The sequence below is a fragment of the Tolypothrix campylonemoides VB511288_2 genome, from assembly GCF_045999855.1.
GTDB lineage: Bacteria > Cyanobacteriota > Cyanobacteriia > Cyanobacteriales > Nostocaceae > Scytonema > Scytonema bouteillei_A.
Genome location: NZ_JBFPMW010000003.1, coordinates 97,662 through 109,877, shown reverse-complemented (window position 1 = coordinate 109,877; position 12,216 = coordinate 97,662). Strand labels below are relative to the sequence as shown.

General features: G+C 37.8%; 8 protein-coding genes. All 8 read right to left on the bottom strand.

Going from position 1 to position 12,216, the window contains the following annotated elements:
- Positions 1 to 9: 9 nt before the first annotated feature.
- Positions 10 to 1,005: an Npun_R2821/Npun_R2822 family protein gene (locus tag AB0756_RS09400; protein WP_038075594.1), complete on the bottom strand. Its 996-nt coding sequence runs from the start codon at positions 1,003 to 1,005 to the stop codon at positions 10 to 12.
- Between the two features lie 15 nt (positions 1,006 to 1,020).
- Positions 1,021 to 1,977: a glycosyltransferase family 10 domain-containing protein gene (locus tag AB0756_RS09395; RefSeq protein ID WP_038075591.1), complete on the bottom strand. Its 957-nt coding sequence runs from the start codon at positions 1,975 to 1,977 to the stop codon at positions 1,021 to 1,023.
- Positions 1,978 to 1,980: 3 nt separating this feature from the next.
- Positions 1,981 to 3,201 carry a glycosyltransferase gene (locus AB0756_RS09390; protein WP_038075588.1) on the bottom strand — a complete coding sequence of 407 codons (1,221 nt, stop codon included), beginning with the start codon at positions 3,199 to 3,201 and terminating at the stop codon, positions 1,981 to 1,983.
- 174 nt (positions 3,202 to 3,375) lie between these two features.
- Positions 3,376 to 5,655 (bottom strand): ATP-binding cassette domain-containing protein, encoded by a 2,280-nt coding sequence (locus tag AB0756_RS09385; protein ID WP_237265825.1) that lies wholly within the window; start codon positions 5,653 to 5,655, stop codon positions 3,376 to 3,378.
- A gap of 35 nt (positions 5,656 to 5,690) precedes the next feature.
- On the bottom strand, positions 5,691 to 6,854 hold the full coding sequence (locus AB0756_RS09380) for a glycosyltransferase family 4 protein (RefSeq protein ID WP_202048581.1): 1,164 nt from the start codon (positions 6,852 to 6,854) through the stop codon (positions 5,691 to 5,693).
- Between the two features lie 38 nt (positions 6,855 to 6,892).
- Positions 6,893 to 7,936: a glycosyltransferase family 2 protein gene (locus tag AB0756_RS09375; protein WP_038075583.1), complete on the bottom strand. Its 1,044-nt coding sequence runs from the start codon at positions 7,934 to 7,936 to the stop codon at positions 6,893 to 6,895.
- 811 nt (positions 7,937 to 8,747) lie between these two features.
- Positions 8,748 to 9,908: a glycosyltransferase gene (locus AB0756_RS09370; protein ID WP_038075581.1), complete on the bottom strand. Its 1,161-nt coding sequence runs from the start codon at positions 9,906 to 9,908 to the stop codon at positions 8,748 to 8,750.
- Between the two features lie 34 nt (positions 9,909 to 9,942).
- Positions 9,943 to 12,189 carry an ABC transporter ATP-binding protein gene (locus AB0756_RS09365; RefSeq protein ID WP_038075578.1) on the bottom strand — a complete coding sequence of 749 codons (2,247 nt, stop codon included), beginning with the start codon at positions 12,187 to 12,189 and terminating at the stop codon, positions 9,943 to 9,945.
- Between the last annotated feature and the right edge of the window lie 27 nt (positions 12,190 to 12,216).

Sequence of the window (12,216 nt, the reverse complement as noted above, 5' to 3'; positions counted from 1 at the left end):
AAATTCTCCTCAACTTGTTAGTCCTAATTTACTTAAAATTCTTGTTGCAAAACTTGGTTGTGCGTCGTAAGACTTTGGTTTGGTTGTAAACTTTGGTTTCTTATCTGGTTCATGTAAGTAGCGATAGTGCAAGAAAATATCCCTATAAGGAAAATCAATATTTTCACCAGCACACAGACGGCTAAATATACTAGAAGACAAACCAATGTAATGAACGTACAGTAAGCGATTCCCCCTATCATACAAAATCTTATCTTTAGCTTCAAAATGCTTGGATGTTACACAACACCCTGTTATTTCACTTTTTGGTAAGCGCACTGCGAAATTGTAGCTAGATAGTCCTAAACGCATGACCATATAATTCAGAATTGTTTGGTCAGGAGCCATGTCATAGAGAACTTCTGCTTCGCCTTGACGCAGTTGTTCCAACAGCCACAAACGCTTCTGAACATCAAATATGCCTTTTTTAGAGGCATAAAATCCAGAACAAAACGTTTCCGTCTGCAAACGTTCTAGTGGGAAGAGTTGTGCTAATTTTGCTGATGAAGTGTTGTAAACATGAGATAAGTCTTTAAACTGAAAGTCATAGACGACCCAGTCATGTTTCTCAAGCTGAGTAAAAGTTTGCTCGAGGGAATTCATTAATAGAGTATCGGCATCCATGTAAACAAAACGGTCAAAAGGACCATCAAAAGCACCATAACGCCGATGAGTTCCAACCCTGTAATACTTATCGCCACCAATTTGCTGCCAATGAGTTTGTGCGGTGGGGTGAGTATCCCAAACATTACGCACAAAACTATCCCATTGCTGAATTGAATCTTGATTGTCGTAAAGCTGTACGTTGGGGCGACGAGAAATTTCTGTAGCAATTTGCGTTGTCCTATCGTCATAGGGATAGACACAAACTGGCATACTTTGTCCATAGATTGCTTCTATACTATTAAGTAAAGCAACTAATTGATCGTAGACTCTGTCATTAGCAAGAGTGCAGATACCATCCATATAGCTAAGAATTAATTAGGAGAATTTAGCAATATATTCTGAAAACCAGTTCAGCAAATTGAGTTTGTGGAGAATAATTTGTCTGGCTTCTCTTATCGCGTCCTTTGCTGCATACCAAGCATCTGGGGTAGATGTAACTTCTTTAATGTAGGCGATTCCTTTTTCATCCAAGCTGGGCAACCGTAAGAAACTATCGGGTGGCAATAACTTATCAGCGGCTGGTCCACCATAGTAAATTGGCAAACACCATGCAAGTAGAGCATCCCAAAGTTTTTCACTTACATACCAATCATTTTCAGCATAATTTTCTATTGCTAGATTGTAATAATATGGTGACATTCCATACCATTTACTCCCAAGTTCTCCTGGTGTTTTTGCCCAAGTCGGTAAGTTACGTCCATATAAATCGAATTTCACGTCGCTGTCCTGCAAAGACTGCAAGAAAGCCAAACGATGCCTGTGGCTGGCTGTACGATTGATTCCAGAAGTGATCCAACTGCAAGGCTTCTCCTTTTCCATAGGAGGCATTTCATCCAAGACCTGAAATGGAACATTATGATACCAAATAGCTGGCATATAATCAGGTGTCGGGGCAAAGTCGTCAGGACCTGAGATATAACCACAATACTTCTGGGCTTGTTGATAATTTCTCTTATTGATTTCTACAACCTCATCTAGGGGAGGTTCGCGGAGTAAGTAAATAATTCGCTCTTGAGGAACACCACGCAAAAGAGAATTCACATCTACTGGCATTTCAGCCTGCTTTTGTCGGAGGTTCTTGAACCACGGTTGCGGCTGAGGTGGTTCTGGAAAATCAAACTGATACATCAGTAAAAAATCTGGTTTTGGGTGTTTTGCCAACATTTGGATGTTGTCCCAGTGACCAAAAGAGTGAGGGGTTTGCTGCCAAAGCCAATCAATATTTTTAATAGCAGAATAGGAAGTCAGCATTCCTACTATTTTTTTAGCCATAATTTAATAAATATATCTAGAGGGACGAAAAGATTCATTAACATAATTGAGAATTCGTGTGGTTCGGTTTTCCCAAGAATACTGACGGGCAAAATTTATATTGTCTGCGTATCCTTCTAATTTCCTCGGGTATTTTTCTAAAGTACTCCGAATAGATTGAGCAAATGTATGAGGGTTATCTGGTTCACACCAACAAGCTACTAAAGAGCTATCTTTAAATTCTATAAGAGGTGGAATTTCAGTGACAGTGATTGGAGTTCCAGATGCCATGTACTGAAAAAATTTCACCGGATTTGTGAAATTTGCTTCTTTACCAGAAAGATGAGGATGAGCCAAAATATCAGCAGCTTGAAACAAGCTAACTAATCTTTTGCGTGGCAAGATCCAGCCTAAAAATTTAACATTTTCTACCTGCTTATCCCGAGCTAACTTCTGATAAGCTTGTACTTGTGATTCTTTTCCTCCTGTAATTGCAAACTGAATTTCTGGCAATTCTTTAGCAGCATCAATTAAAAGTTCAACTCCCTTAAAACGATATAAAGCGCCAGAATACACAACGAGATATTTGCGTCCTCCATTCAGAAGTTCTCTACGCCATACTTCTGCTGCGTCAGATTGTCTGATAAAAAACGCTTGGTCGGAACCATTATGCAACCATATAACTTTTTCTGATGGCATACCGCATTCAATAAGACTTTGTCTGATTGGCTCGGATTGGGTTATGGCAATTTGAAAATACGGACTACGGACAATTTCTGGTTCAAATTGATTTTCTTGAAAATAGTGACGCTCATAGATAGTTGGCACTTTGTTTCTCACTGCCATTCTCACAAAATTCCAATCTCGTGTATGTACTATTTTTGTTTGAGATAGAATATGAAATGGAAAGTAATATTTTGATATTAGTGTAATAGTGTTATTCCACCTCCTAGCAAGTTGCTCGGTAAACCAAGGTATTGGTAGTGGGGCTACTTTGAGATTTTCGCCCACGTCATAGAACTCTACAAACGTAGCATCGGGTTGTTTAGGTTGGAAAGGGTAAATCCACGCAGCTGGGTTGAAGGACTTATTTTTGCGATCGAGGTAAACTAAAACTGAGTCATAACCTAAGCTAGCAGCTGCATTAGCACAAAGTACATCATGAATTTCATGAGCGCTGTCTGGTTCAAAAGACAAGTATCCGGAAAAAAAAATATACAGTTTTCTTAACTGAGAACTTCTCATGACTAGTAGTACCTATAAAATCACGGTTAGCGGTCTATAAGACTTTTACAAAAGCTTATAATTCCTTGATTTTTGACTCTGCCTTTCTTTATGGTTGCTACCTAATGACAGACCTTATCCTAAGACCTATTAATTTTTTTATGAAAATAGATACTTCCTTTAAAAACATAAATTTTAATCATGAGATTCTAAAGATTTGATATTGTCTATTAAACCCATGGCAGCTTGGTAAGCATCTTGAATAAATTCTTGTTGTTTTTTCTTAGATGTATATGTTTTACTTTCAGATAGAGAACGCAAAGAAGCAAGCATGGAATTCAAACTTCTGCGGAATTCATCAGAAATGCCCTTTAGATTTTGATTGTCAATGCTGTCAGTACGCTCTTTGTCTAGCAAAAGTGCTGATTGGCAGTTCTCGTGCAAGTTAATAATATCGTCAAAAACGTCAATTGTATTGAGAATTTTGCCAGCTGATTTGTATGATTCTTCAATTAATTCCTGCCTTTCTTGAACACTTTCTACCATGTCATCAAGCAGCAGGCGCAGCAAGCCAATCATAGAATTAAGCCGATTGCGGAGTTCGTGCGAAAGGCGAATTACGCTTTGATAAGGCTGACTTGTTGCTTCAGCCTGAGAAGCAAATTGCATTGAGTACAAACGAGAGTAGTAGCCACCCTTTTTTAAAAGTTCGTCATGAGTTCCCACTTCTACCACGCACCCCTGTTCTAACACGGCAATTTGATGAGCTCTTTGTACCGTTGAAAGACGGTGAGCAATTACCAAGGTTGTACGTTCGCGACTTAAATCATCTATTGCTGCTTGCACTAAGCGTTCGGAAACAGTATCCAAAGCACTGGTGGCTTCATCAAGAATAAGAATATCTGGATCTTGCAGCAACGCACGCGCTATTGCCAAACGCTGTCTTTGTCCGCCAGACAACATAACACCGCGATCGCCAATCAAGGTTTCAAATCCCTGTGGTAATTTACAGATAAACTCATAAGCATTTGCCCGTTTAGCTGCGGTCATAATGTCCTCGTCTGTTGCTTCAGGTCGTCCGTAAGCAATGTTATACCGCACCGAGTTATTAAACAGAAAAGTATCTTGGCTGACGATTCCCATCGCTTTTCGCAAAGATGAGAGATCGAAATTGCGTAAATCGACGCCGTCAATGGTGATACAGCCAGAAGTAGGGTCATAGAATCTCGGTAAGAGATCTGCCAATGTTGATTTACCAGCACCAGAACCACCTACCAACGCCAGTGTTGTACCGCGTGGTAAATATAAATCTATGTCTTTTAAGACTGTCTTCTCATACTCGGGGTAAGAAAAGGAAATCCACTTAAAATGCACCCCACCCTGTAATTTTGAGTAGCGCACCTTCCCGCGAGCCATGATTGGTTTGTTATCACGTCGGAGAAAGTTAGTTGCAATGTCAACACTACTTGCAGAATTTGCAAAGCTACTGCGAAGAGCATTTAACTGAGAAAGAATTGGTAACAACCGTAGGAGGAGCAATAGATATGTAAAAAGAACAGCAGAAAGAGAAGCAATTTGGTTAGCAAAAAAAGTACGACTTAAAAAGGCAATCAGAATTAGAGTCGATATACCCGTAATTTCACTGACTGGTGTAATTAGTTCTGAGTGAATTTGAGATTCAAAATCTGCTTTTTCGCGATCGCGAATAATCTTCTTGAGCTTTTGAAATTCTCTTTCTTCATTGCCCGTTGCTTTTACCAAGCGAATCCCCATCAGAATTTCTAGAACAGTCGAAGAATAAATCCTAGACATTTCCGATAGCAACTTCCCAAAATCTCTAGCACGGGCAATAGCGTATTGATTAATTAACGTAACCAAAGATAATAAAACTGTTGTAGCAATTGTTAGCTGCCAAGAAATTGAGACTAACAATCCTACAAAAACTAAAATTGTAATGACGAGTATAACGACTTTAGTTAGGTTACCTACAGCACTAGCAGCACGAGAAACTTCTCCACCCAGACTGTTGATTAAATCCCCAACTTTCATCTTGGTATAATACTCTAGATCGACATCTAGTAATACCTTTAAACCTTCCTCGCGCATATCCGCAGTGAGCAAGCGCGATAGAGAACTGGATGTTAACGTACTAGCATAAGTTGCTGCATTTTTTAAAAAAATTGTGAAGACAATCGCTCCAGCCATAATTAACAGGCGGAAATCCTCCGGTACTTCATCAAAAGGCTGCGTAATCTTTTGAAGAATGGGAGACGACCCTTCAAAATCAACTGTCTGTCCTACAATTTTCAGAACAACCGGCACAATTAATATCGTACCCACACCATTAAATAAAGCTCCGGAAAATCCCAGAAGAATTGTTAATAGAATCAACCAAGGATAGGGTCTGGTAAATCTAAGAAGCACCGGATTGGTTAATATGGAGCGTTTTGAGTAGGTCTTTTTATTGAATAACATAAGCAACAACTTATTGCCGCAACTAACAATTCTGTCTAAACCTTAATTTCGGCAATGATTTGCGATAGAGTACACGCCATAGCATCTACACTATAGTATTTGATACATCTGTCTCTGGCTCTCTGTCCTCGCTTGTTCGCTGCTTCTAAATCCTCAAATATCAATTGTATTTGCTCGGCAATTTGCTCTGGACAGCCAGGATCGACAAGATAACCAGTGTCTCCCAAAATTTCCGGAATATCACCCACTCTAGTGGACAATACAGGTTTAGCCATTGCCATGCCATCTGTTAACTTCAAAGGAAATTGAGCTTGAGCAATTATCGTATCTCGTTGGGGAACAACTAAAACGTGAGCAGCTGATACAACCTCTGGCATAATCGCGACAGGTTTTTTAGGTAGCTTGATAATCCAACGCCCCCATTTTTCAATAAGTTTGTCATCATAGTCATCATAAGGATTGCTACCTACAAGAACAAGTCTCAAATCTGGTTGATTCAGCAGATCTAATGCTATTAACACATCTTCAACACCTTTATGGGGTCGCGGTGCGCCTGGAAACATGAGAATGCGATACTCAGAAAGACCGTAACGCTTTCTGCTAACCTCAGGGTCATATAGACTGGGGTCGAACATTATAGTATCTTTTCCATTAGGGACGTAAACACCACCAAATCGGTCTTGCAGAAATTGAGTGTCTATCGTGATTGCATCCGCCTTTTTAACCAAATTTTCCAGCCAACTGACATACAGTGGATGGTTGGGAAACCTCAATGCTCCATTTTTCTTACAAATATCTCTATATAATTGTATCGGGGTTGGGCGATACTTCCAATCAAAACCTCCATGCCAGCTCAGTTCCCAATCATCCATATCTAAAAGTAGCGGGCGATTGTTGCTCATTTTTTTAATGAGAGACAGACCAAAACTTGCAGGCTTGGGTTTCACTGCATAAATAATATCGCCATCTAGTTTTTGTAAAAGTTTTCTAGCCGAGCCAAAAAAGTTGGGATAATTTTTGCCCGTAACAGAAATGACTGGAATGCCAGATGGTGGTATAACATACAAATCTTGACCAAAGAGAAAGCCGACAATTTCTACCTGATAGTCTAACTTTTGCAGAACTTGAGCTAGCAAGAATGCTCTAACACTCCCACCTTCAGATAAATCGCTAACAACTAATGAAACTTTAGGTGCCACTATAATCTCACTTACTTTTAAACAATACTCTTAATTTCTTACTGACCGCTAACATAACTACGATCCGATCTTTTATGCCAATTTGTTAATTTGGCAAAGATGGAGATAATTTTTTTAGAGCGCGGTCCTCTATATTTTTCATATATTAAGAAGCTTGGAGTTATTACTCTGAGGTTATAAATGAGCTTGAGAATATAGAGACTATTAATCTTAATTGTGTTACTATCTAGCAAATAGAAGGGAAGATGTATCAATTTAAGCAGTCTGTCAAAATTATTTTTCTCCTTTTCCCTAATTGCTTCTCTCAACAAATAGCTTACACCCTTTTGAGACAGAGGAATTAACTCTTGATGCTTGCCACAAACTGTCTCATAAAACAGAATGTAATAGTCTTTCATATAAGACCAATTATTTGTTCGATTAGACTGGTGTTTTGTATAAAAAGCTCCTACCAGGGGAACATAGACAAAATTAATTCCAGCTAAAAGTAAATCCAAGCAAAAATCTCGATCTTGGAGAGCTTTAAGTCGTTCATCAAACATTTTGTGATGAAAAATGCTTCTATGCATCAGCAAACACTGCTGAAGGAGGGGAAATGGGGAATTAGCTAAAAAATCGGGGATCAACAATCGTTGAATCAATTGCTCGCTTGTTAGAGAACCAACTCTATTTTCAATCCTATTTGTAATATTGCCTTCTTTATCTAAAAAGACACGTTCATAGTCTGTATAGAATACAGTATTTTCTCCTGCTACACTACTTAAGCAGCTTAATTGAGAGCTAATTTTAGCTTCATCAATCCAATCATCTGAATCTAAAAACTGAATCCACTCGCCCTTTGCTTGTCTAAAACCACAATTACGAGCTGAAGAAACTCCGCCATTTTCTTTATAGAAGTAACTCACACGTGAATCCCGACTCTGGAACCCTTGAGCTACCTCTCTAGTACCATCCGTTGACCCATCATCCACAATAATGCATTCAAGGTCAGTGAACGTTTGTGAAAGTACGCTTTGCACTGAGCGTTCTAAGTAGCATGCTTGGTTAAAGCAAGTGACAACTATAGAAACAAGTGGAGTCATAAATTCAGATCTCTTGTGTTTTAGCCAATCCTCATTGCAACTGGTTCAAGCAGTATCTACCAGTATCCGGAGATATACAGAGAAACCAGAAACAGGTTCATTATAAATTAATTAAGTCATTGACTGTCTTAACAATGAGAGGTCAACACAGAATATTCACATTCCGCGCTCTGTAATATTACTTATCTTAGTGTTTGGTAACCAAAGCAAAATCTGCTTAAAGAGTCAAAAATAAAACATTATAATAACTACGTAACTTTCACAAACTCATTGTTCCATAGCCCTCGTACAAACCAGAAAGCAGCATTAAATTCCGGTTGGTTTGCGATCGCAATTTTAGCAGTATAAGTTGTAACAATTTGCTGATGTACATACACCCACAAACTTAAACTAGGTATGAAACAAGTTCGTAAAGGAAATTAACTACTATAGAAATGGACGAGGAGAAGTGGAAAACAGCACCACTTTAGCCCGTTAGAGGTATTGCTTGCTGACGACGCTTGCTCTTTAAGGAGAACAAAAGTGTTTGATAATTGAAAATTCTTATTTTCTAGAGGCGGTGCAAGCAAATGTTATGAGTCCGCTCTACCTAAAACTCAAAGCTTGGCTCAAATCAGCGCTTTCATTTCCGAAATCAATGTTTGTATCAAAGCATCCCAAGTTAAATTCTTGCAATAGTAGTCGAAGGATTTTATGGCTAACTTGCTTGGCATAATCTCGAAGAACTTGTTAAGTCACCTCGGGTATGTAACGTTTACCAAGCTTTTACCAAAGCATTACACAGTTATGTTTTTCTTGTTAAGTGCCTTACTCATATCTGTGAATTTATAACAGGTAATTTTTCTAATTTACTCGTGTTTAACTGTTTATCAAAGTAGGAATCAACAACATCATTAATCTCAGACATAAATTTATGAGTCGAGAATAAAGTTTTTTGTTCTGTCAAAGATTGAATGAGCTTGTTTTGAGTGGTAGAATTCTTCAAAACAGCAATAATTTTATCTACAGCTTCCTCTTCATTATTAAAAAATAATTCTTCATTGTGCTGACCTACAACTTCGATCTGTCCACCTACACTTCTAACAAAGGGAATAGCACCTGCTTTCACCATTTCAGCAATAGAAATACCAAATGGTTCTTTCTTAAAGTGAATACCGTACTTACATTTAGCTAGAACTTGAATATAATCTTTGTATGGAAGATTTTCATACAAAGTAATCCAAGATGAATTTTCTGCAACCATCTTTCTGATTAAACGATTGTATTGCCATTGATATACTCCACCACCTCCACCTGTAATGTGTAATTTAATATCAAAGCCTTGTTCTCGAACTTTTTTAAGGATTTGAATTACTTTATGAGGCTCTTTAGCTTTCACAAGCCTACCACTACAAATAAAAGCGTCTTCCTTGTCACTCCAAGCTACGTTTGAACTATCCATCACAACAGGGGGAAAGACGACTCTAGTATCAACACCATAGGTTTCTTTAGCAGCAGTTGCAACGCAATAAGAATTTGTTAAAGAAAGATTTTTGGCTAACTGTATTTCAGAAAACTTTGAAATCTTGTGATGAAAAGGTGTTCCTTCAACAACTTTAATCCAATGTATATATTGAATTCCTGACTTACCAAGATCCATGGCATTATACGCAGACATAACAAGATCGTAATTCTCGCAATTCTGCTTAAAGAAACGTAGTAACAAATGTAAAAATATCATTCTTATCTGATTGCTATTTGCCATCATAAAATAACAAACATCAGTTAGATAACTTGGAACAAAAGTTATAACTTTTATATTTTGTTTTGATAAACTTGTTCCATAAAGAGAATTTAGTTTTTCAAAATTAACATCTCCAATAACAAATAATGTTAGATCGTATTTCTCTTTTAATGCTTGCAAAATCCATAAAGCTACTGCTTCCGCTCCACCACCTGTAAAATAGGGGTAATAAATTGCTATCTTTTTCATGTCTCAAAAGTCCAGAACTTTCTAATTTTATTTTTTAAGAAATTTTTACGCTACTTTCAAAGATATTCATACTATTTAATAAATCTATAGCAGAATAATAAGAACCTTGAATTAATTCATTTTCTTCTTCAGGATTATCTACAAAACCATCTGCAAGCAAACGCAAAAAACCAAGGATGGGATTGAGACGAACTCGAATTTCATGAGAAATGTAAATTAAAGTTTCATGCTGAGTATTAGAGCTTGCTTTGTCTGTAAAAAACATTTGGTTCAAACTCATTTGTAGCTTAACACTATCCTCAAAAGATTCCAAACTTTTGAGAATTTCAACAGCTAAGTTGTAGGATTTTTCAATAAATTCCTGTCTCTGTTGAGATTCTTTTGGAGTCTCATCTAGTAATAAGTGCAAGTGACCGATCATAGAATTTAGCCTCGTTCGCACTTCACTCGCAACATGGTTTAACTTTTCATTCCGAGCGATTTGAGCTTGTGCTTGGTCGCTAAATTGCATCGAGTAGAGGCGAGCGTAGTGACCTCCCTTGCGTAAAAGTTCTTCATGAGTTCCCAGTTCTACAACCTGTCCTTGTTCCATCACAGCAATCTGATGAGCTTTTTGCACTGTGGAAAGACGGTGAGCAATCACTAATGTTGTGCGATCGCGACTGAGATCGTCAATTGCTGTTTGTACTAAACGTTCGGAAACCGTGTCCAATGCACTTGTTGCTTCATCTAGTATGAGAATTTCTGGATCTTGCAGGAGTGCGCGTGCAATGGCTAATCTTTGTCTTTGTCCCCCAGACAACATCACACCGCGATCGCCAATAGGGGTTTCAAATCCCTGTGGCAATTTGATAATAAACTCATAAGCATTAGCCTGCTTTGCTGCGGTAATAATTTCCTCATAATTTGCATCGGGGCGTCCGTAGGCAATATTATTCAAAACCGTGTCATTAAAAAGAAAGGTATCTTGACTGACGATACCCATTGCCTTTCGCAAAGACTTGATATCAAAGTCGCGCAAATCGATACCATCAATAGTGATACAGCCTGAAATTGGGTCATAAAATCTCGGCAAGAGATCCACTAAAGTTGATTTACCGGCTCCAGAACTACCTACTAAAGCGAGAGTTGTGCCGTGTGGAAGATACAAATCCACATCCTTAAGCACTAATTTGTCGCGATCGGTGTAAGCAAAGGATAGTTGTTTAAAATGGATTCCTTCCTGTAGTTTTGTAAATTTGGCTTTACCGTTAAGCATTAACGGCTTACCATCCTCACTTAAAAAATCAAGTACGGCATCCACGCTAGCTGCATTACTAGCAAAGCTACTGCGAAGAATATTTAAGTGTGAAATAATAGGTAGTAGTCGGAGTAATACCAGTAAATATGTTAAAAGAATAGCTGATAGTGCAGTAATTTTATCTGCAAAAAAGATGCGACCGAGGAAGACAATTGAGATTAAAGCTATAATGCCTATGACTTCACTAGTGGGTGTAATTGCCTCAGAATAAAGCTGAGATTTAAAATCAGCTACTTCACGCTTGTCAATAAGGTTATGAATCTTTTGATATGTTCTTTCTTCATTAGCAGTTGCCTTAACCAGACGAATTCCGCTAAGTGTTTCGATCATGACATTGGTTAGCATTTTTGACGAATCCGTCAGCAGGTTACCAAAATCTTTTGTGCGAGAAATAAAAGGTTGATTGGCTAAAGTTACCAAAGAAAGCAAAAAAGTAGAGCAAATTGTCAATTGCCATGAAATAGAAAGTAACAAAGCTAAGAATACTAAAATAGTAATGACAAGTATTATTAATTTAACTCCATGACTTATAGAAGTAGCGGCACGAGGAATTTCCCCATTAAACCGATTCATTAAATCACCAAGTTTCATTTTTGTGTAATAATCAATATCAATTTCCAGTAATAGCTTCAAACCTATTTTTCGTAAATCTGAGGTCAGCTTGCGCTTTAGATCGCTTGAAGTTAAAGTACTGATATAACCTGTTAAATTTTTTAGAATAATTGTCAATATAATAGCTCCTGCCATCACTGATATACGATAATGCTCGGGAACATTATCAAAAGGAGACATAACAGCTTTGAGAATGGAAGGAGCATTTGTTAAATCAACTTCTTGTCCGACAATCTTTAGAATAACTGGTGCGATTAAAGCAGTACTGACACCATTAAATAAAGCTCCAGAGAAACCCAATATGATAGTCCAGACAATCAAAAATGGATATTTTTTTGCAAAATAAATTATTAGTTTTTTCATTAACATAGTTTTTAAATAAGGAATGATTTAGTA

Bases quoted from the DNA above. Each gene is read 5' to 3' on its own strand.
- AB0756_RS09385 (WP_237265825.1), bottom strand. From the start codon at position 5,655: ATGTTATTCAATAAAAAGACCTACTCAAAACGCTCCATATTAACCAAT.
- AB0756_RS09400 (WP_038075594.1), bottom strand. From the start codon at position 1,005: ATGGATGGTATCTGCACTCTTGCTAATGACAGAGTCTACGATCAATTA.
- AB0756_RS09365 (WP_038075578.1), bottom strand. From the start codon at position 12,189: ATGTTAATGAAAAAACTAATAATTTATTTTGCAAAAAAATATCCATTT.
- AB0756_RS09375 (WP_038075583.1), bottom strand. From the start codon at position 7,936: ATGACTCCACTTGTTTCTATAGTTGTCACTTGCTTTAACCAAGCATGC.
- AB0756_RS09395 (WP_038075591.1), bottom strand. From the start codon at position 1,977: ATGGCTAAAAAAATAGTAGGAATGCTGACTTCCTATTCTGCTATTAAA.
- AB0756_RS09390 (WP_038075588.1), bottom strand. From the start codon at position 3,201: ATGAGAAGTTCTCAGTTAAGAAAACTGTATATTTTTTTTTCCGGATAC.
- AB0756_RS09370 (WP_038075581.1), bottom strand. From the start codon at position 9,908: ATGAAAAAGATAGCAATTTATTACCCCTATTTTACAGGTGGTGGAGCG.